Origin of the sequence: Nocardia sp. CDC159 (assembly GCF_023740735.1) — a bacterium.
GTDB lineage: Bacteria > Actinomycetota > Actinomycetes > Mycobacteriales > Mycobacteriaceae > Nocardia > Nocardia pulmonis.
In genome coordinates this window covers 613,765-633,865 of record NZ_JAMRXH010000002.1, presented here as the reverse complement: position 1 = coordinate 633,865, position 20,101 = coordinate 613,765, and the positions used below count along the sequence as shown (strand labels likewise).

The window sequence follows — 20,101 nt, the reverse complement described above, 5'->3', positions numbered from 1 at the left end:
GTCCGCGCGTGCCGTGATCGGAATTCCATACGCGTGAGTTCCTACCGCGCTACGTTGGAGTAAGCGCGGAACGTTCGAGGTGGTGCCATGAATCCACACACGGGCAAGGTCCGCAGCACCGACACACAGGCGGAATCGAGCACCACCCAGCGTCACCTGCCCATCGGCGTCGCCGATGAGCTCGAGGCGATGGGACTGTTCGATGCGGAGGAGATCGGGCGCGGCGGCTTCGGGGTCGTCTATCGCTGTGCCCAGCGGGCCCTGGACCGCATCGTGGCGGTGAAGGTGCTGTCGTCGGAGATCGACGACGAGAGCCGCGAGCGCTTCCTACGCGAGGAACATGCCATGGGCCGGTTGTCCGGCCACCCCAATATCGTCGACATCCTGCAGGTCGACGTCACCGCCAGCGGCCTGCCGTTCATCGTCATGCCGTACGCCGCACACGGTTCGCTGGAACGGCTCGTACGCGAACACGGCCCGCTGACCTGGGCCGACACCCTGCGGGTCGGGGTGAAGCTGGCCGGTGCGATCGAGAGCGCCCACCGCGTGCACGTGCTGCACCGCGATGTGAAACCGGCCAACGTCCTGCTCAGCCGCTACGGCGAACCCCAGCTCACCGACTTCGGCATCGCCCGCATCCCGGGCGGGTTTCGCACCTCCACCAGCATGATCACCGGTTCGCCCGCCTTCACCGCCCCCGAGGTGCTCAAGGGCGAGGAGCCGACCGAGCGCTCCGATGTCTACGGCCTGGGCGCGACCCTGTTCGCCCTGCTCACCGGGCATGCCGCCTTCGAGCGGCGATCCGGGGAGAAGATCGTGGCGCAGTTCCTGCGCATCACCACCCAGCCCATTCCGGACCTGCGGGAACAGGACATCCCCGCCGATGTGGCCGATGTCATCGAACGGGCGATGTCCCCGGATCCGGCGGATCGCCCGGCCTCGGCCTATGAACTGGGCGAGCTGCTGCGCTCGGTGCAGCAGGCGCACGATCAGCTGCCCGACGAGATGGCGCTGCTGGACGCCGGGCTCGATGCCGAGGACACCGGCAACGGTACGAATCCCGGTGCCAGCGCGGCCAATCCGTCGCTGCGCACCCGATCGATGGTGAGCGGCCCCCGCGGCACGCTGTCGCTGCGCCCGCCCGGCGAGGCCACACCGGTGGCCTCGCCCACCCTGCCGCCCACGCCGACGACCAAGTTCCGCCCGCCCACCCCGAGCCGGGAGCCGGTGCCCAGGCCGCGCCTGCTCGAGGTGCTGCGGGCGGGTGGACGGCGACGGCTGGCGGTGATCCACGGTCCGGCCGGATTCGGCAAGAGCACCGTGGCCGCGCAGTGGCGCGGCGAGCTGGCCGACCGCGGGGTCGCGGTGGCGTGGATCGGCATCGACCACGACGACGACAACGAGGTCTGGTTTCTCGCCCATCTGGTACAGGCGATCCGGCGGGTCTGCCCGGATATCGGCACCGGTCTCGAGCAGGTCCTCGAGGAGCGCCCGCCGGAGGCGGTGTCGTATGCGATCTCCACGCTCATCGACGAGATCCACGCGAGCGCGCGGGCGGTGGTCGTGGTGGTCGAGGACTGGCACCGGGTCAGCGATGCCGGGGCGCACCGGGCGATGGACGCGTTGCTGGACAACGGATGTCATCATCTGCGCTTCGTGGTCACCACCCGGGAGCAGGCGGGACTGCCGCTGAGCCGGATGCGGGTGCGGGACGAGCTGGTCGAAATCGACTGCAACGCACTGCGGCTGACCGTGCCGGAGACTCGCGAGATCCTCGTGTCGCACAACGGCTTCGGCCTCACCGACGATCAGGTGGAACGGATCCACGCGGCGGCCGACGGCTGGCCCGCCGCGATCCAGCTGGTGAGCCTGGCACTGCGCGGCTCGGGCAACGGCCCGGCCGATCCGGAGCGGCTGATCGGGCAGCTGTCCGGCGGTAATCAGACCATCCGGGAATACCTGTCGGAGAACGTGCTCGACACTCTCGAGCCGCGGCTGCTGGAATTCCTGATGTCGATCTCGGTGACCGAGAAGGTGAACGGCCCGCTGGCGGCCGCGCTGAGCGGGGAGGCCGATGCCGAGCAACTGCTGGAGCAGGCCGAGCAGCGCGAGCTGTTCATCAGCCGGGTCGCCTACGATCCGGAATGGTTCCGGATCCAGCCGCTGTTCGCCGAGCAACTGCGGGCCCGGCTGGAGCGGGTCCATCCAGGCAATCTGAAATCCCAGCACCGCAAGGCATCCCGCTGGTACGCCGAACATCAGCTGCTGCGCAAGTCGGTCGATCACGCGCTGCAGGCCACCGACCTGAAGCTGGCGCTGGATCTGGTGGAGAGCGGCGGGATGGACCTCATCGACACCTCCAAGCTGGCGACCCTGCTCGGCACGGTGTCGAAACTGCCCGTGCAACAGGTGGCCTCGCGGTCGAAGCTGCTGATGGCGCTGGCGCGGGCCAATATCAATCTGCAGCAGTCCGGTGCGGCGCGCACCGCGCTGGGGCGGCTGTCGAGCATGCTGGCGCGCAGCGAGCCGACCGACGCCGACGCCATCCGCCAGCGCTGCCAGGCGGCCGTGCTCGCGGCGGCCGATCAGGTGGCTCGCGATCGCACCGACGGTGTGCTGGAACGGCTTTCGGACTGCCTGCAACTGGCCGACGAGCTACCCGCCTGGACGGTGTCGACGGCGGCGAATCTGGTGTCGTTCGTGCGGTTGTGCGATTTCGATTTCGACGGGGCCCGCGGCATGCAGGAGTGGGCGGCGCAGTACCACGCCCGCTCCAAGGATCCGCTGGGCATCGTCTTCGGGCTGCTGGGCCAGGGCGCGGCGGCCTACGAACAGCTCGATATCGAGACGGCCACCGGCTGTTTCGAGCAGGCCTGGCAGATCGCCCGGGAGCGTTCCGGCCCGCGCTCGCACGCGGTGCGGGTGGCGGCGGCGCTGCTGGGCGAGGTGACCTACCGGCGCGGCGATCTGGATGTCGCGGAGCGGCTGCTGGATCAGAGCCATCAGCTGGTCGCCCGGGTGGGCCCGGTCGACTTCATGGTCACCACCTTCGTGGTCGGCGCGCGGGTCAAGGCGGTGCGCGGCGATCTGGAGACCGCCGCCGCCCGCCTGGACGAGGGCGCCCGAATCGCCGCCGACCGCAAGCTCTCCCGCCTCGGCGCCCACATCCGCGCCGAACGCCTGCGCCTGGGCCTGCCCCTGGACGCCTTCCCCACCATGAACGATCCGGTGCTGCGCTCGATGCGCCACGCCACCGGCACCACCGCCCTGGCCGCGGAGGCCGAGGAACTGGCCGCCATCCGCGCCCTGCTCTCCCGCCACCACCGCGGCTACGACGCCTACATCGGCGACGACCTGGCCCCCCTGGGCGCCGACGACTCCGCCGTCAAACGAGCCCGCGCCCTGCACGGCCGCATGGTCGAACAACACCGCCCCCGAGCCGAACTCGACACCGCCCTGCTCCTGTCCGAATGCCTCTCCGCCGCGGGCTGGACCGGCGAGGCCATCGGCACCCTCACCCCCGCCGTGATTCGCTGCGCCGAATTACGGTGGACCAGACCGCTGCTGGACGCGGGGCCCGGCGTCCTGGCCATCCTCCGCACCCTGCGCGACGAACTTCCCTTCGGCACCGGCCAGCCGGACGGCCCGCAGATCCCGCGAAATTTCCTGGTGAATCTGCTGGCGTGAACGCGTCCGGCCCGGTCGACGGATCGACCGGGCCGGACGGTATCGCTCGAGCTATCCCAGCTTCGCGAAGAAATTGCGGATGTCGGTGGCCAGGAGGTCGGGGACCTCGTAGGCGGACCAGTGGCCGCCCTCGGGGTATTCGTTCCACTGGACGATGTTGGCGTGGTCGCGGTCGGCGAACTTGCGCGGGGGCTTGTAGTCGTAGCCGAAGGAGGCCAGGCCGAGGGGGACGGTGGTGGGGGTGGTGGCGTGTTCGCCCTTGGCGTTTTCGAAGTAGAAGCGGGCCGAGGAGGCCGAGGTGTTGGTGAACCAGTAGATCGCGACGTTGGTGAGGATGTCGTCGGGGTCCAGGGTGCCGATCAGCTGGCCGCTCCAGGCGAGCTGGCCCGCGGGGGAGTCGGAGAGGGCGTGCGCCAGGGTGTGCGGCTGGGCGCGCTGGGTGAAGTCGTGGATCGAGTGCTCGAGGAACTTCTGGCCGAATTGGAGGAAGGCCAGATCCTGTTCGCCGAGGCCGTCCAGTTCGCCCGGCTCACCCTTGGGGAACGAGAAGATCTGGGTGACGTGCACGCCGATCACGTTTTCCGGTGCCAGACGGCCCATTTCGGGCGAGACGATCGCGCCGCCGTCGTTGCCGTGCACGCCGTAGCGCTCATATCCCAGCCGCCGCATCAGCTCGACGAATGCGGCCGCCATCCGCTCCGGCGTCCAGCCGATGTCCTGGGTCGGGCCCGAGAACGCGAAGCCCGGATAGGACGGGATGACCAGGTGGAACTCGTCGGTCAGCCGCTCGACCAGGCGCAGGCCCTCGACGAAGGTGCTCGGCCAGCCGTGGGTCAGCATCAGCGGCGTCGCCGCCGGATTCGCCGAGCGGATGTGCACGAAGTGAATGGTCTGCCCGTCGATCTCGGTGACGAAGTGCGGATAGGCGTTGAGCTTCTCCTCGACCGCGCGCCAGTCGAATTCGTCGCGCCACCGCTCGAGCAGCGGCCGCACGAACGATCCGGGCACGCCGTACTCCCAGCCCGGCGGAACCGGAATCCCGAGGTCCACCTTGCCCGCGACCTGCTCCGCGGGCAGTTCCGCGGCGAATCGGGTACGGGCCAGCCGGTAGGTCAGATCATCCAGATCGGCCTGCGGAATCTCGATGCGGAAGGGGCGGATGTCGGACATGAGGTGCTCCTTGCTCTCCGAAACGGAATGTTTCGTTCTGCTCTCACTGTAACAGAACAGATCATTCCGTTCCAAGTACTTCGGAAAACTTGACCTTCGCTTTACCTCCAGGCGTGAGAGAGTTTTGCTGTGCTCGACGCCATCGTCATCGGAGCCGGTTTCGCCGGACTACGCGTACTCCACCAGCGTCGCGACCGCGGATTCGCTGTGCATGCCTTCGAGGCGGGCGGCGACGTCGGCGGCACCTGGTACTGGAACAGCTATCCCGGCGCCCGGTGCGATATCGAAAGCAAGGACTACTGCTTCATCTTCGACCGCCGCCTACACGACGGCTGGACCTGGACCGAGCGATTCGCCGGACAGCCCGAGATCCTGCGCTACGCCCGCTACGTCGCCGACTACGCGAACCTGTTGCCGCACATCACCTTCGACACCGCGATCCGCGCCGCCGAATTCGACGAGGCCAGTGCGACCTGGACCGTCGTCACCGACGCCGGCGACACCCACCGGTGCCGCTATCTGATCGCCGCGGTCGGCTGCATGTCGGCGCCGTACACGCCGGAGCTGCCTGGACTCGCCCAGTACGAGGGCGTTCGAGTGCATACCGGTCGGTGGCCGCGCGCGGGCGTCGACTTCCGCGGTAGGCGCGTCGGCATCGTGGGCACCGGATCGTCGGGAATACAGCTGATTCCCCGGATCGCCGAGGCGGCCGCCGAACTCACCGTCTTCCAGCGCACCCCGAACTTCAGCGCCCCGGCCCGCAATCGCCCGCTCACCCCCGCCGAACAGCAGGCCGCGGCGGCGGAGTACGAGGACCGGGTGCGCTACGCCGGAACGACCCGATTCGGCCACCACATCGTGGGCACCGGACGGCCGACCACGGATTTCACCGCCGCCGAACGTGATCACGAACTGGAGATCCGCTGGCAGCGCGGCGGCACCGGCATCCTGGCCACCTTCACCGACTCCGGCATGAACCTGGCCGCGAATTCGATTGTCGCGGAGTTCTTCCGGCGCAAGATCGCCGCCGCGGTGCACGACCCGGATACCGCCCGTGGCCTCCAGCCCCGCACCTATCCGATCGGGACCAAGCGGCTGTGCGTCGACTCTGGCTATTTCGAGACCTACAACAGGGCCAACGTCACCCTCGTGGACCTGCGGGACGAGCCGATCCGGTCCTGCACCCGCACCGGAATCCGCACGACCGCACGTGAATTCCGGCTCGAACCCTGGTATTCGCCACCGGATTCGATGCCTTCACCGGCGCGCTGACCAGGATGGCCATCCGGGGCCGGGACGGGCGTCTGCTCGCCGACGAGTGGACCCACGGTCCCCGCACCCTGCTCGGTCTCGCCGTCCACGGCTTCCCCAACTTCTTCACCATGACCGGTCCCGGCAGCACCACGGTACTGTCGAATGTGCTGCGCGCCATCGAACATCACGCCGAATGGCTGGTCGATCTGCTCGACCACGCCCGCGCCCGGGATCTTGTCACGATCGAGGCCACGGCCGCGGCCCAGCAGGATTGGACCGAGCAGGTGCGCGCGGCCGCCGCTCGCACGCTGTACCGGTTCGCCGATTCGTACTACGTCGGCGCGAACATTCCCGGCAAGGCACGCGGTCTGATCCCGTATTCGGGTGGACTCGATCGCTATCGCGCCATCTGCGCCGACATCGCGAGCGACAAGTATCGCGGCTTCGATCTGGCCCGAGTCCGATGACGAGCGGAATACGCTGGAGCCCAGCGTCATTGGCCACCCTGCTGCTGTCGGTGCTGCTGCCGATGATGGACTCGTTCATCGTCAATGTCGCGCTGCCCACCATCGGGGCCGATCTGCGCGCCGAGAGTCATCTGGAGCTGGTCGTCGCGGGCTATGGCATCGGCTTCGCCGCCACCCTGATTCTCGGCGGTCAGCTCGGAGATCGCTTCGGCCGCAGGCGATTACTGCTCATCGGGCTGACGATGTTCGTGATCGCCTCGATGCTCTGCGCGCTGGCGCCCGGCATCGGCTGGCTCATCGCCGCGCGGGTGCTGCAGGGCGCGTCGGGTGCGATGATTCCGCCGCAGGCGCTCGGCACCATCGGCGCCCTGGTGCCCGCCGATCGCAAACAGCGCGTGCTCACCCTCTACTCGGCGACCAGCGGCGTCGCGGCGATCCTCGGCCTGATCATCGGCGGCGCGCTCGTGGCGGCCGACCTGTGGGGCAGCTCCTGGCGACTGGTGTTCCTGGTCAATATTCCGCTCGGCGTCATCGCCCTGGTCGGCGCCTGGATCACGGTGCCGCCCAGTGCGTCCGGCGATTCGTCGGCCATCGACGGACTCGGCGCGGTGCTGCTGGTGCTGGGTGCGGTCACCCTGTTGATTCCGCTGAGCCAGGCGCAATCGGCGGGGATGCCCTGGTGGGCCTTCGCCTCGATCGCGGTGTCCATCGCGGTATTCGCGGCGCTGTGGTCGGTGGAAAGCCGTCTGCCGCAGGCAACCGTGGCCATCCTGCCGCCCCAGCTGCTGACCCTGCGGCCGGTCCGCCACGGCCTGGCCGTGCTCGTGCCGTTCCTGGCGGTGTGGGCCGGGTTCCTGGTCGCGCTGCCGCTGACGCTGCAGGCCGGATTCGCGCTCGGGCCGCTGACCGCCGGACTCGTGGTCGCGCCCATGTCGGCGGCCTTCCTGGCGGGCTCGTTCGCGGTGCCGCGCCTGCGCGATATCTTCGGCGACAGGGTGCCCGCGGTCGGCGGCGTCGTACAGGCGCTCGGCATCGCCGCGCTGGCGGGCGCGGTGCTCTCCCAGCGCGTGGACGAGTACCCCTGGCTGCCGATACCCGGACTCGCGCTGATCGGATTGGGTCAGGCATTCGTCATCGGCGCCACGACAATCTCGGTGCTGGCCGATATCCCGGCGAACCTAGCCGGGCGCGGCGGCGGTGTCCTGGTCACGGCGCAGCAGGGCTCGATGGCGCTGGGCGCGGCGACGCTGGGCGCCTACTACACCCGCTCCGCGCCCGAATCCGGCAGTGCGACGGCCTTTTCCGTGGTTCTCGCGGTGCAGTTCGTCGTGGTGGTCGTCATCGCGCTGGTCTCGGCCACTCGATCGGCCCGCCGTGAAACTCTCGTCGGCGACTGATCCGGCGTCGGCCTCCCGGTCAGTGCGTGGGTCGGATACTGAACCGGGAGTCGCGCCAGTGGCCGAGATCGAAGTACAGCGTGGTCATGGTGTCCCACAGGATGGGCCACGGCTGCTTCGGGCCTTTGCATTTCCAGACCGCGACCATGCGGTCGATGCCGGGGATGCCCATGGGATCGTCGAGTTGCGCCACCCGCTCCACCTCGGCGAAACGGGCTCGTAGGTCGGGTTCGGCGGTGTCGAGGCCGACGTAGACGACCGTGGTCACCGAATCCGGTGGCGGGCCGAAGAATCCGAAGCCTCGGCTCGGACTGTAGGTGGCCGGAAGGTGGTACTTCCCGCCGAACTGCTCGACCGCTCCTCCCTGCCAGTAGCCCTGGGCCATGATCGCGGAGTGCGCCTTCTCCTCGGGCGTCAGGGTCTGGTAGCCGGTGTCGACGGCCGCGACCATGCGGTCCCAATTGGTGGTTCCCCAGAACGCCGACCGGATGCCGAGATCGATGGGCGTCTCGGTCTGGCTGCGCCAGCTGGGCGGCAGCGGCAGCAGGGTGAGCGTGCCGAGGTAGGTCACCACCGTGAGCGCGACGATCGCCCTCATCGCCCGGTTCATCCATCGTTTCCGGGGGTACCGCCACAGGCCGACGGCCCCGATGGCGAACATGGCGGGGAAGAAGCCCGTCGGATAGTAGGGCCGACCGTGGGTGATGACGACGAACGTGGTCATGAGCAGCAGTGCGACCGCGATGAAGCGATACGGGCGCAGCGACTCCTGCCTGACGACCGCGTAGCAGCCGACCGCGATCAGCAGACAGCCCGTGAAGCCCGCGAAGCCGAGCCACTGCGGGAAGAATCCGGGCGGACCGTAGCCGGTGGCGTCCTGCTCCGCGCCGATGATCGGGCCCATCGCCAGCTGCGGCCAGTTGTGTTGTGACTGCCAATACAGAATCGGGAGCACGGACAGGGCGAGGATGCCGGTGGCCAGCCAGAGCGCGGGGCGGCGCAGCATCTCCCGGGGACCGCACAGGATGACGGCCACGCCGAGACACGCCCAGACCAGCGGGATCATCCACTTCACCTGCATATCCAGTGCCGCGACCACGCCGGCCACGACGATCAGCGAGTCCTGGCGCGTGCGAACCCAGCGGATGAGTAGCCACGTGATCACGGCCGTGAGCGTTGCGTCGAAGGAGAAAGTGCTCAACGCGCACTGGGTCACCAGCAGATAGGACGTCCCGTAGGTGAACGCGGCGAGCAACTGGACGCGGCGGCTGCCCCGGAGTTCGTAGGCGATCAGCGCCGAGACCACGATCGCGCCCACGGCCATCATCACGGCCGGGATCCGCACGGCCGTCACCGATCCCGGTGCGAGCACGTCCGCGATGTGGGCGAACAATGCCACCACGACGCCCTGATCCGCGTAGGTGTAATCGAGTCGTCGGCCGGCGGAAAGGAAATAGAGCTCGTCGCCGAAGAACTCATAGCGTCCCGCCGTCGCCGTCAGCACGATCATGGAGATCGCAGCCATCAGCGCTACGCCGCGGAAAGCGAACTGTGGATGGGTATTCGGAATGCCTTGCGACTCGGTACGAACCGCAACGACCGCTGTCATGAACTGCCCCTGATAAATTCCGACAGACGCGTCCGACGCCCCTCTCCCGTTGATGGCGTCGCATCTGTTCGCTGACGAACTGATTCCTCCCCGGCAGCGAACCTGATGAGCGCGAGAGCTCGCGATCCTGCTCGGAATATTCAGTTTTGCAAGACATTAACGCCTGCCGGTGTGGTTCGCAAATGTGCTGCACAGCAATGGCTTCCAGCGTTGAGTCGGCGAGGTGAGGCTTGCGTTTCGAGGATTCGAAATGCACCGAACGTCGCAACGAGTACTACTGCTGAATGCTGTCTTCGCTGTGCACGATTGCGCCACATTCGAATTCGACGACCGTTCATTCGCTATTCGGCGAGCGTGTGATATCAGTTGTCATCGAAACAAAAGATCCGCCGATGTATCGGCAGTAAGGAACGCAGGTCGACATGGAAATCATCGGAGTGCTCTTCAACCTGTTCGGACGCGCCGCCGGACTGTTGAGCGCAGGATCCGCCTTCCTGAACACTCCACACTGACAGGGGGTATGCGTCGGCCCCGTCGCGGGGGCCGACGGCAGCCGCACAGCTACCCGCTGCGGCGGCACCGGTGTGGAGGGAACCGATTCGCTATCACTATGTGCCACAGTGCGTTTGCGGGCGCGAATGATGCGCACTAGCCTTTCACGAAGTTGCGCAATGCCTTTGGGGGGAGTTCATGTCAGCGGTCCTGTGTCGTCCGCGCCGTGGGTAGCGACCGGCCGCCTCGTCCCGTATTGATCGGCGGGACATAGTGTTCACGCGCTGGGGCACCCTCGTGTACCGACTGCGGTTCGCTGTGCTGGGTACCGTCATCGCCGGATTGGTCGCGTTGGGTGGGTACGGCTTCGGTCTGGGGGACCATCTTAGTTCCGGGGGGCTCGACGACACCGGATCGGAATCCTTCCACGCCGCGCAGCTCATCGGTTCGGCGTGGCCACAGAGCCATGACGCCGACGTCATCGTGATCTATACCGCGCCGCCCGGAAAGGCCGTCGACGATCCCGAGTTCAGCCGCGCGATCGTCGGCAGCCTCGACAACCTGCCGCGCCGATACCCCGGACAGATCATCGGAATCAACGGTGCCTACTGGCACACCGAAACCGGTCGAGCCAGCGGACCGATGTTCGCCACACCCGACAAGAAGTACGCCGTGGCATCGATCGGGATCCGCGGTACCGACGACAATCAGATGCTCCACAACTACCGCCAGGTCAAGGACGCCTTCGCCATCCCCGGTGTGACGGTGCAGGTCGGTGGTTTCAAACCGGTGGCGAATGCGCTCGCGGACACCATGGCCGAGGACATCCAGCGCATGGAAGTCCTTGCCTTCCCGGTGGTGGCGGTGCTGCTGTTCCTCATCTTCGGCGGCGTGGTCGCCGCCGCGCTGCCTCTGATCGTGGGCGGGCTGACGATGGTCGGGGCGAACGGGATCATCCGTCTGCTGACCAACTACACCGAGGTCAATTCGTTTGTCGAGCCGGTCGTTTCGATGATCGGCCTGGGTTTGGCCATCGACTACGGCCTGTTCATCGTCAGTCGTTTCCGCGAGGAGCTCGCCGAGGGATACGACACCCCGGCGGCGGTTCGGCGGGCGGTGACGACCGCCGGGCGCACGGTGGTGTTCTCCGCGACGATGATCGTGGCCAGTGCCGGGGGTATGCTGCTGTTTCCGCAGGGCTTCCTCAAATCGATTGCCTACGGGGCCATTTCGGCGGTATCGCTGGCGGCGCTGACCGCGATCACGATCCTGCCCGCGATGCTGGCCGTCCTCGGGCCGCGGGTGGACATGTTGGGTATCAGGCGGTTGCGCAAGACCAAAACCGCGGAGGAGATCGAGAACGGCTTCTGGGGCAGGAGCACGCGCTGGGTGATGCGGCACCCGCTGACCATCGGTGGCAGCCTGTGCATCGTCCTGCTGCTGCTGATCCTGCCCGTGCGCAATCTGGCCTTCGGCGGTTTCAGCGAGCGATATCTGCCACCGGACAACGAAACTCGCCTCGCGCAGCAGCAGATCGACGCGGCGTTTCCGGGGCGCAGGTCCGACCCGATCGAACTGGTCATCGTCTCGACCGACAGCACCGCTGTCGGCATCGCCTGGAAACAGGCGAACGAGGCGCCGGGCCTATCCGGCAAGTTCGATATGCCGCAGCGGTCCACGACCCACCCGCACATCCATCGGACCAAGGCGCTACTGGCCGACTCCCGCCGCGCCGATACCACCATCGACTACCTGCGGTCGCTCGAACCACCCGACGGGGTGAGCATGTTCGTCGGCGGCGTGCCCGCTATCCAGAAGGACAGCATAGACGCGCTGTTGGATCGGATGCCGCTGATGATCGGGCTGGTCCTGCTCGTGACGACGCTGTTGATGTTCCTGACCTTCGGCTCGGTGATTCTGCCGATCAAGGCGGCGATCATGAGCGCACTCGGGCTCGGCTCGACCCTGGGCATCCTGACCTGGATCTTCATCGACGGTCACGGCGCCGGGCTGATGAACTTCACGCCACAGCCGATCCAGGCGAATGTGCTGGTGTTGATCATGGCCCTCATCTACGGCCTGTCCACCGACTACGAGGTCTTCCTGCTGTCGCGGATGGTCGAAGCACGCGCGCTGGGGGCCTCCACCACGGAGGCGGTCCGCATCGGGACCGCGCATACCGGTCGCATCATCACCGCGGCCGCGCTGATCCTGCTCGTCGTCACGGGCGCATTCGCGTTCTCGGATCTGGTGCTGATGCAGTACATCGCGTACGGCATGATCGCCGCACTGCTCATCGACGCCACCGTGCTACGCATGCTGCTGGTGCCCGCGACGATGAAACTGCTCGGGGTCGACTGCTGGTGGGCCCCCGCATGGATGAAGAAGATCCAGCAGAAGATCGGCTTCGGTGAACCCATCCTCGACAATGAACGCCCCGGCGACGGCAACATCGTCGACCTCGTCGAGACCACCCCGATCACCGACCCGGTGACCACGCAACTTCCGGTCCAGTGGACGCATCGATGATGCCGAATCAGCGAAAAGGTCCCGAAGCCGGTGGCTTCGGGACCTTTGTAGTAGCGGGGACAGGATTTGAACCTGCGACCTCTGGGTTATGAGCCCAGCGAGCTACCGAGCTGCTCCACCCCGCGTCGGGTGTAGGACCACTCTACGTGATCGTTGTCGAGGGGTTCGACGCGGGGTGTTCGGTTGGGGAATCAGGCCTTCCACCAGGGGCGCAGCGGGACGGTCCACTCCTCGTTCGGGCCCAGCCGCATGCCGAGTACCTGGTGCAGCTGAACCACGTTGCGCTGGAAGCCGAGTCGGCAACCGGCCATGTAGAGGCCCCAGACCTTGGCGGTGCCCTCGCCGACCTCCGCTACGCAGGCGTCCCAGTTGGCGACCAGGTTCTTGCACCACTCGTGCAGGGTGAGGGCGTAGTGCGGGCGCAGGTTCTCCTCGTGCAGGACCTCGAGGCCGACGTTCTGGATGTCGGAGATGATGCGGCCCGAACCGATCAGCTCGCCGTCGGGGAAGACGTAGCGATCGATGAAGTCGCCCGCCTTGGTGGTGCGGGTGTTGTCGGGGCGGGTGATGGTGTGGTTGAGGAACAGGCCGCCGTCGCGCAGCTTGCTCTTGATGTAGTTGAAGTAGAACGGGTAGTTGTGGACGCCGATGTGTTCGGTCAGGCCGATCGAGGAGAGTGCGTCGAAACCGGTTTCGGGCACGTCGCGGTAGTCGGAGTGGCGTAGTTCGGCCAGGTCGGCCAGGCCCTCCTCCTCGATCTTGCGCTGGCCCCACTCGGCCTGCTCCTTCGACAGGGTCGCGCCGATCACCTTGACCCCGCGCCGGGCCGCGTAGCGGACCATGCCGCCCCAGCCCGAGCCGATGTCGAGCAGCCGATCGCCGGGCTTCAGGTTGAGTTTGTCGAAGACCAGGCGGTACTTGTTCTCCTGCGCCTGCTCGAGGGTCCAGTCCTCGTCCTCGTAACACGCGCAGGTGTAGGTCATCGAGGGGCCGAGGACGTACTCGTAGAAGGTGTTGGAGACGTCGTAGTGGTGGTGAATCGCCTCGGCGTCACGGGCTTTGGAGTGCCGCAGCCCCTCGAGGGCGATGCGCCGCCAGCGCGGCAGCGTCTCCTGCGGCGGCGGCGCGATCGGCTTGAGCGCCTCCCAGCCGAGCGAGCGCGCGATGGTGACCAGCGCCAGCGCCGACGGCCGCCGGAACTTCAGGTCGCTCATCGCCTTCAGAATGTCGTAGGGATCACCCGGATGCACCCCCTCGGCCGTCATATCGCCGGAGATGTAGGCGCGGGCCATGCCGAGATCGCCCGGGGCCGTGGCGATGTAGTTGATACCGCGGGGATTGCGGATGTCGAGTTTGAACTTCGAGTCGGCCGGGCCGGTGCTAGAGCCGTCGTAGGCCGAGAACCGGATGGGCACCGGGCCTTCGACGAGCGTCTCGAAGATTTCGGCAATGCTGAGTTTGGTTCCCAGCTCCGCGAATACGTCGGAGCGATCCTTGAACGTGGTCACTTGCGTTGCACCGCCTTCGAATACAAATCCAGCAAACGATGATCGGGGTCGTATCGTTTCTTCAGTTCGGGATAGACGTCACCGCCGTAGAGCCGGGCGAATTCATCCTCGTCGTAGTACGCGTCGGAGTACAGCGATTTGTGCCCGTTCAGCTCGCTGACCTTGCGCTCGATGGCACGGTTGGCCGCGCCCTCCGGTTGGCCCGCCTGCGTCGGAACCGCCGACCAGAAGCCGACATTCACGTAGGTGCGCCCGGGCTCCAGCGGATACAGCGGCCACGGGCGCTCGACGCTGTCGTCGCGCAGCCGCAGCGGGCACAGCCACAGCGGTTCGATGGGGATCTCGCGCAGGAACCAGTGCAGGAATTCGGCGGTGCGCTCGATCGGCACCTCGATGTCCTGCACCACCCGCTCGCGCGGCGGATTACCCTTGCGGGCCTCGATCTTGTCGCCGATGCTGTATTTGTGATCCAGGGCGATGAGCTTCCAATAGAAACTGGAGCGCCGATACGGCCGAGGCCAGAAGCGGCGGATCCGCGGATTCTGGGTGCCGAAAGCCCGTGAGCACCAGAACCAGTCGGTGTCCCAGCGCCACAGATAATCGTGGATCGTGAGGCGGTCGCGCTTGGGTTGCTTCGAATCGTGCTGAATGGACCGGTAGTAGATCTCCATTCCGGTGTAGTCGCTGACGGGGCCGGGCTCGTCGGTCTGGCGGCCGAGCACCAGATAGCTTTCGTCGGCGGTGAATACGACCCCGTCGAGGTAGTCGACGCGCTCGCCGTCGTAGGCGCGGTCGGCGATGATCTGGCCCATCGCGGACTCCAGCTCGCCCAGATCGTGGAAGCGCACATGCCGCAGCGCCACATAGGGCGGCACCGCCTCCAACTCGATCTTCAGCCGCGTGGAATAGCCGAGCGTGCCATAGGAATTGGGGAAGCCGCGGAACAGCTCCGCATGTTCGCCGTCGCGGGTGGCGGTGACGATCTCGCCCGCGCCGGTGAGCACGTCGATCTCGAGCACCGACTCGTGCGGTAGGCCGTTGCGGAAGGAGGTCGACTCGATGCCCAGACCGGTGACGGCGCCACCGAGGGTGATGGTCTTGAGCTGCGGCACCACCAACGGGGCCAGCCCGTAGGGCAGGGTCGCGGCGACCAGATCCTCGTAGGTGGTCATGCCCGCGACATCGGCGGTCTTGGCCCCCGGGTCCACCGCGATGACCTTCGTCAATCCGGAGACGTCCAGGCCCGGCGCGTTGTTCTTGGCCCGGGCGCGGAACAGGTTGGAGGTCTTCTTGGCCAATCGGACATTCGCCTCGCGCGGAATCGCGCGATAGCTGGCCAGCAGGCGATCGACCCCCGCCCGGTGCGCGGCAAAACCTGATTCGTGTGCGGCCGGTGCGCGTCCGGCCTTCCCCAACAGACTCACTGCCACCCCCTGACGCTATCTCGCACCGAATCCAGGGGCCACCGTCAGGGTACCCGCGCGCCGGATTCTTCACCCATATGTTGCATAGCGTTCCGGTAGCCGGGACGGCGCGAGCAGCTTCGGGGAATCTCCAGTTCAGGGCGATCTTTTCGATCGGAACCGCCGGGTGCGGACCCCGGCCTGGAAAGACCGCGGGACGGCCTCGGCATTGGGTACATACCCGATGCGTCGGTATTGGGAGAGTTGTCACTCCCGTAGTCGGGAATGCGCGGCCGCCGGATTTTGCTGACGATTTATTCAGCGTCGATCGACAGATGCTTGCCGAACCAGTGTTGGGCATAGGGGCCGTCGTTGTACGGCTCGATCTCCGCGTAGCCCAGCCGGGCATACAGTGCTCGCGCCTCGACCAGATCGGATCGGGTATCGAGCACCATCCGCCGCGCACCCCACTTGCGCGCCACGTCCTCCGCCGCGCGGACCAATCTCGCCGCTCGGCCGCTGCCGCGCAGCGCCTCGATCACGAACAGCCGCTTCAGTTCGGCGGTGGACGGGTCGAGCAGCCGCAGCCCGGCCATCCCGCCGGGCACGCCGCGGTGGCTCGCCACCAGCAGCACGCCCGTCGGGGGAACGAGATCCGCGCCCGCCTCCGCCGCGATCTCGCGTTCGAGTTCGGCCGGATCGGTCCGGCGTCCCGCGTGCAGCAGATACCAGCGATCGCTGACCTCGGTGTAGTACGCGCGCCAGAGTGCCGCCGCCGCGGCCGAATCGGGCGGCTCGGGCGTGATGGACCAGACGGCGTTGTCGCGCATGATGGCGGCGTAGCATAGCCCGGCGGCAGGGAATGTGCACAGCGCCGAGTCAAACAAGGAGCTCACAGTGGGACAGGTCAACGCCTCCAGTTCGATCGTCGTTCCGGCGGATTCGCAGCGCACGCTCGAGGCGATCGCCGATTACGAGACCGTGCGCCCGCGCATCCTCACCTCGCACTATCGCGACTACAAGGTCATCGAGGGCGGTAAGGGGGCGGGCACGGTGGCCGAGTGGACGCTGCAGGCCACCCAGAAGCGGTCCCGCAACGTGCACGCGGTGGTGTCGGTGTCGGATTCCATGGTGACCGAACGGGATTCGAATTCGACCATGGTGACGACCTGGACGGTGACCCCCTCCGGCACCGGCGCGCTGGTCACCATCCGGACCAGCTGGAAGGGCGCCGGTGGCGTCGCCGGATTCTTCGAGGGCATCTTCGCCCCGTTGGGGCTGAAGAAGATTCAGGCCGAGGTGCTGGAAAACCTGAAGCGCGAGCTGTCCTGACCCCCTACCGGATGAGCACGAACGTCAGCAGCAGCGGGGTCTGCAGCGCGCCGCGCCAATACGAGTAGCCGAACCACACGCCCGGGGCGATCTCGCGGATCTCGTCCCAGATCTGCGGGGTGAGGACCGAGGGGGTGTAGTCCAGGGCCCACGCCGGACGACCGTCCATGCGGGACGGCGCTATGTAGACGTGCGCGGGGAAGCCCTCGACGCCCGCGGCGGTGATCCGGTTCATCAGGTGTCCGCCGTTCGGACCGGTGTAGAAGGTCTTGCCGATCCAGAACGGCGGCGCGAGCGCCTGCATGATCGGCGGGCGCGTGACCCAGCCGTGGGTCACGCCCGCGGGCACGCTGCCGCGCGGGGAGTTGCGGAAGATCTGGTCCTGTTGCTCCGGCGTACATCTGTCGCGCAGCGACTCGACGGTGGCCCGCGGATTGTAGTCGTAGATCACACACCCCCCGCCGTGGTCGACATCGGCTCTGGCGGTGGGTGTTTGGACCGCCGCGGGCGCCGCGACGAACAATGTCGCCAGCCCGACCGGCGCTACCAGGGACACAAGGGATTTGCGGAAAAGGTCGCGGTATACACGCATTACTGCCTCCACCGGATCGCCCGACCCGTTTTCGATGGTAAGTCGCTATAACCGGGTCGATACGGCGGTAAACCCAACCGTGACTACGCTGGTATCCAACCCACTTCCCGCAAGAGAGGACAGGCCGTGCAGCCAGGTGGAGAGTTCGACATGGGGGCGCTGCTCCAGCAAGCGCAGCAGATGCAGCAGGCGGTACTCGAGGCCCAGGAGCAGATCGCGGCCGCCGAGGTGGCGGGCGAGGCGGGTGGTGGCCTGGTGCGGGTCACCATCAAGGCCACCGGCGAGGTGCTCTCGCTGCAGATCGATCCGAAGGTCGTCGATCCCGAGGACGTGGACACCCTGCAGGATCTGGTCGTCGGCGCGCTCAACGACGCGATGAGCCGGGCACAGCAGCTGGCCGCGGAGAAGTTCGGCCCGCTGGCCGGTGGCGGCGGCATCCCCGGCCTGCCGGGCCTCGGATAGAGGACGGAGCTGTTGTACGAGGGTCCGGTTCAGGATCTGATCGACGAATTGGGCAAGCTGCCCGGCGTCGGTCCGAAGAGCGCCCAGCGCATCGCCTTTCACCTGCTGTCGGTGGAGCCGCCGGAGATCGATCGGCTCCAGTCGGCACTGCAGAAGGTGCGCGACGGGGTGCGGTTCTGCGCGGTGTGCGGCACGGTCTCCGACGGTGAGCTGTGCCGCATCTGCGCGGACCCACGTCGCGATCGCACCATGATCTGCGTGGTGGAGGAGCCCAAGGACGTGCAGGCCATCGAGCGCACCCGCGAGTTCCGCGGCCGCTACCACGTGCTCGGTGGTGCGCTGGACCCGCTGTCGGGCATCGGTCCCGATCAGCTGCGCATCCGGGAGCTGTTGGCGCGGATCGGAAATCAGGCCGACGGCGTGGATGTCACCGAGGTCATCATCGCCACCGACCCGAATACCGAGGGCGAGGCGACGGCCACGTATCTGGTCCGCATGCTGCGCGACTTCCCGGGGCTGACCGTGACTCGCCTCGCCTCCGGCCTGCCGATGGGCGGCGATCTGGAGTTCGCCGACGAGCTGACGCTGGGCCGCGCGCTGTCCGGGCGGCGCGCGCTCTGAGCCACCGGAGCAGAGGAAAATAGGGCTGGGCTCGGGGCGCGGGAGCGGTTACTCTCCGCCTGATGAGCCTTGCGTTTCTGCTGACAACCCTGGTCATCGTCGCCACCCCCGGCACCGGCGCGCTGTACACCCTGGCGGCCGGGCTGAACCGGGGGACCCGGGCGAGCCTGATCGCCGCCTTCGGCTGCACCCTCGGCATCGTGCCGCATATGGTCGCCGCCATCACCGGCCTTGCTGCCCTGCTGAATACGAGCGCGATCGCCTTCCAGACCCTGAAATATCTGGGTGTGGCCTATCTGGTCTACATGGCCTGGGCCACCCTGCGCGACAAGGGCGCGCTGGCCGTCGCCGACGAGCAGCCCGCCGACGCACCGTCGGCGCTGCGCGTGATCGTCGCGGCGGTGCTGTTGAACGTGCTCAACCCCAAGCTGACGATCTTCTTCTTCGCCTTCCTGCCGCAGTTCGTCAGCGCGACCGAGCCGCACGCGCTGCTGCGCATGTTGGAACTGAGCGCGATCTTCATGGCGGTCACCTTCGTGGTCTTCGCCGCCTACGGCGCCTTCGCCGCGGCGGTGCGCACCCACGTGATCGATCGGCCCGCCATCACCACCTGGATCCGGCGGGTGTTCGGTGTCTCGTTTCTGGCGCTGGCGGGCCGGTTGGCCTTCACCAACCAGTAGTCACAGCTCGACCGGCCGCCAGTCGAGTTCGCCGAAGCGGCCGCGGTCCTCGGTGGCCCAGCCCCAGATCAGATCGGCCACCAGGGCCGCGTCGGCGGTCTGCGTACCGAAATGCCGGTCGGGGGAACCGTCGCGGTATTCGATGGTGTAGCGGCCGGTCTCGTCGCGGAAGGTCTGGACGTAGCGCTGCGGTTCGCGTTCGGCGATGAGGTACGGATTGGGCGCGGACAGGGTGGGGACCCACAGGTCGACCAGGACCCCGGTGAGGTACGGGAATTCGCCCGCGCCGCCGTGGGTCACGGTCACCGGAACGTGTCCGGCCGGATCGATCAGCCAGGCCAGCTGCGGATCGTAGACGGCGTAGCCGCGCGGGGTGGCCAGTTCGAACAGCAGCGCGCGCAGATGGCCGATGGCGTCGTAATCGCTCGAAACGTACAGTGCCGTACCGGTTTCCGCCCCGCCGACGGGTGCGGTGTCCAAAAAGGCGTCGCGCTCGGGCAGCGCCTCGTTGCGGCGGTTGAGCTCGGCCGCGATCGCCGCCACCTGCTCCGATTCCGGCCGACCCTGCTGGCCGGTCAGATACGCGTCGACCTCCGCGGGGGTCGACGCGACGCCGGAGGGCAGCAGGACCTGGTCGTAACTCACCCGGCCAGGCTACGCGGCCCCGTCACCGTCTCCGTGACCGCGCACCCGCAACCACCGGCCACGTCGAAGCAGTCGACGACGAAGGTGTGCCGGGAGTGCTCGGTGTCGAAGCAGTCCGCATCCGTACATTCCACCGACCGATCGGTGTGCACGATCAGCGTCCCGTGGCAGTGGTCGAGCGCCGCATCGCAGGACAAGCAGACCCTCGTGCCCATGAGACCTCCTGTGAGAACGTCCGTCTACGGTCTTACCA

16 protein-coding genes, 1 tRNA gene and 1 pseudogene are annotated in these 20,101 nt (G+C 67.3%); 9 read left to right on the top strand and 9 right to left on the bottom strand.

Features of this window, described 5'->3' with window-relative positions; genetic code table 11:
- Positions 1-87: 87 nt before the first annotated feature.
- Positions 88-3,687 carry a serine/threonine-protein kinase gene (locus tag NDR87_RS06760; RefSeq protein WP_251909589.1) on the top strand — a complete coding sequence of 1,200 codons (3,600 nt, stop codon included), beginning with the start codon at positions 88-90 and terminating at the stop codon, positions 3,685-3,687.
- A 51-nt stretch (positions 3,688-3,738) separates the two neighbouring features.
- Here the strand turns inward: NDR87_RS06760 and NDR87_RS06755 are convergent, their stop codons facing one another.
- Complete coding sequence (locus NDR87_RS06755) at positions 3,739-4,857, bottom strand: epoxide hydrolase family protein (protein ID WP_251909590.1); 1,119 nt, start codon at positions 4,855-4,857, stop codon at positions 3,739-3,741.
- 129 nt (positions 4,858-4,986) lie between these two features.
- Here NDR87_RS06755 and NDR87_RS06750 point away from each other — a divergent pair, with 129 nt between their 5' ends.
- Genes NDR87_RS06750 through NDR87_RS06740 form a run of 3 tightly spaced genes read left to right on the top strand, consistent with a single transcriptional unit; the run spans position 4,987 to position 7,975 of the window.
- The gene (locus NDR87_RS06750) at positions 4,987-6,129 is read left to right on the top strand and encodes an NAD(P)/FAD-dependent oxidoreductase (RefSeq protein WP_251909592.1); all 1,143 of its coding nucleotides are present in this window, start codon (positions 4,987-4,989) and stop codon (positions 6,127-6,129) included.
- 5 nt (positions 6,130-6,134) lie between these two features.
- A complete protein-coding gene (locus NDR87_RS06745; RefSeq protein ID WP_251909593.1) occupies positions 6,135-6,578 on the top strand; it encodes a hypothetical protein in 444 nt (147 codons plus the stop codon).
- Between the two features lie 29 nt (positions 6,579-6,607).
- Positions 6,608-7,975, top strand: coding sequence for an MFS transporter (locus NDR87_RS06740; protein WP_251909595.1), 1,368 nt, complete (start codon positions 6,608-6,610; stop codon positions 7,973-7,975).
- A 19-nt stretch (positions 7,976-7,994) separates the two neighbouring features.
- Here NDR87_RS06740 and NDR87_RS06735 read toward each other — a convergent pair whose 3' ends face one another.
- Positions 7,995-9,500 (bottom strand): glycosyltransferase family 39 protein, encoded by a 1,506-nt coding sequence (locus tag NDR87_RS06735; protein WP_251909597.1) that lies wholly within the window; start codon positions 9,498-9,500, stop codon positions 7,995-7,997.
- Between the two features lie 849 nt (positions 9,501-10,349).
- Between NDR87_RS06735 and NDR87_RS06730 the strand changes: the two are divergent.
- A pseudogene (locus NDR87_RS06730) lies at positions 10,350-12,584 on the top strand (MMPL family transporter); the annotation flags it as partial.
- A gap of 72 nt (positions 12,585-12,656) precedes the next feature.
- Here NDR87_RS06730 and NDR87_RS06725 read toward each other — a convergent pair.
- The 4 genes from NDR87_RS06725 to NDR87_RS06710 form a co-directional block, all read right to left on the bottom strand.
- Positions 12,657-12,730 (bottom strand) — tRNA-Met (locus tag NDR87_RS06725).
- Positions 12,731-12,796: 66 nt separating this feature from the next.
- Entirely contained in the window at positions 12,797-14,113 is a 1,317-nt protein-coding gene (locus tag NDR87_RS06720) for a class I SAM-dependent methyltransferase (RefSeq protein WP_251909599.1), read from the bottom strand.
- Positions 14,110-15,537: an FAD-binding oxidoreductase gene (locus NDR87_RS06715; protein WP_251910182.1), complete on the bottom strand. Its 1,428-nt coding sequence runs from the start codon at positions 15,535-15,537 to the stop codon at positions 14,110-14,112. Before NDR87_RS06715 ends, NDR87_RS06720 begins: the two co-directional genes overlap by 4 nt.
- Positions 15,538-15,830: 293 nt before the next feature.
- Entirely contained in the window at positions 15,831-16,346 is a 516-nt protein-coding gene (locus NDR87_RS06710) for a GNAT family N-acetyltransferase (protein ID WP_251909601.1), read from the bottom strand.
- A gap of 67 nt (positions 16,347-16,413) precedes the next feature.
- Here NDR87_RS06710 and NDR87_RS06705 point away from each other — a divergent pair, with 67 nt between their 5' ends.
- Positions 16,414-16,848, top strand: a complete 435-nt coding sequence (locus NDR87_RS06705; protein WP_251909602.1) for an SRPBCC family protein — start codon at positions 16,414-16,416, stop codon at positions 16,846-16,848.
- A 4-nt stretch (positions 16,849-16,852) separates the two neighbouring features.
- Here the strand turns inward: NDR87_RS06705 and NDR87_RS06700 are convergent, their stop codons facing one another.
- Complete coding sequence (locus tag NDR87_RS06700; protein ID WP_251909603.1) at positions 16,853-17,440, bottom strand: hypothetical protein; 588 nt, start codon at positions 17,438-17,440, stop codon at positions 16,853-16,855.
- Between the two features lie 126 nt (positions 17,441-17,566).
- Here NDR87_RS06700 and NDR87_RS06695 point away from each other — a divergent pair, with 126 nt between their 5' ends.
- The 3 genes from NDR87_RS06695 (at position 17,567) to NDR87_RS06685 (ending at position 19,203) form a co-directional block, all read left to right on the top strand.
- Entirely contained in the window at positions 17,567-17,902 is a 336-nt protein-coding gene (locus tag NDR87_RS06695) for a YbaB/EbfC family nucleoid-associated protein (protein ID WP_251909605.1), read from the top strand.
- Between the two features lie 12 nt (positions 17,903-17,914).
- Positions 17,915-18,523: a recombination mediator RecR gene (gene recR / locus NDR87_RS06690; RefSeq protein WP_251909606.1), complete on the top strand. Its 609-nt coding sequence runs from the start codon at positions 17,915-17,917 to the stop codon at positions 18,521-18,523.
- A gap of 62 nt (positions 18,524-18,585) precedes the next feature.
- On the top strand, positions 18,586-19,203 hold the full coding sequence (locus NDR87_RS06685) for a LysE family translocator (protein ID WP_251909607.1): 618 nt from the start codon (positions 18,586-18,588) through the stop codon (positions 19,201-19,203).
- On the opposite strand, the gene NDR87_RS06680 is transcribed toward NDR87_RS06685, so the two are convergent.
- Together NDR87_RS06680 and NDR87_RS06675 are read right to left on the bottom strand one after the other, a co-directional pair.
- Positions 19,204-19,848 (bottom strand): hypothetical protein, encoded by a 645-nt coding sequence (locus NDR87_RS06680; protein ID WP_251909609.1) that lies wholly within the window; start codon positions 19,846-19,848, stop codon positions 19,204-19,206.
- Positions 19,845-20,063: a hypothetical protein gene (locus NDR87_RS06675; protein WP_251909610.1), complete on the bottom strand. Its 219-nt coding sequence runs from the start codon at positions 20,061-20,063 to the stop codon at positions 19,845-19,847. The genes NDR87_RS06680 and NDR87_RS06675 overlap by 4 nt, the downstream gene beginning before the upstream one ends.
- Between the last annotated feature and the right edge of the window lie 38 nt (positions 20,064-20,101).

What these genes read in the sequence shown, in the direction of transcription:
- NDR87_RS06735 (WP_251909597.1), bottom strand. Translation starts at nt 9,500, where the DNA reads ATGGCTGCGATCTCCATGATCGTGCTGACGGCGACGGCGGGACGCTAT.
- NDR87_RS06755 (WP_251909590.1), bottom strand. Translation starts at nt 4,857, where the DNA reads ATGTCCGACATCCGCCCCTTCCGCATCGAGATTCCGCAGGCCGATCTG.
- NDR87_RS06710 (WP_251909601.1), bottom strand. Translation starts at nt 16,346, where the DNA reads ATGCGCGACAACGCCGTCTGGTCCATCACGCCCGAGCCGCCCGATTCG.
- NDR87_RS06700 (WP_251909603.1), bottom strand. Translation starts at nt 17,440, where the DNA reads ATGCGTGTATACCGCGACCTTTTCCGCAAATCCCTTGTGTCCCTGGTA.
- NDR87_RS06685 (WP_251909607.1), top strand. Translation starts at nt 18,586, where the DNA reads ATGAGCCTTGCGTTTCTGCTGACAACCCTGGTCATCGTCGCCACCCCC.
- NDR87_RS06675 (WP_251909610.1), bottom strand. Translation starts at nt 20,063, where the DNA reads ATGGGCACGAGGGTCTGCTTGTCCTGCGATGCGGCGCTCGACCACTGC.
- NDR87_RS06760 (WP_251909589.1), top strand. Translation starts at nt 88, where the DNA reads ATGAATCCACACACGGGCAAGGTCCGCAGCACCGACACACAGGCGGAA.
- NDR87_RS06745 (WP_251909593.1), top strand. Translation starts at nt 6,135, where the DNA reads ATGGCCATCCGGGGCCGGGACGGGCGTCTGCTCGCCGACGAGTGGACC.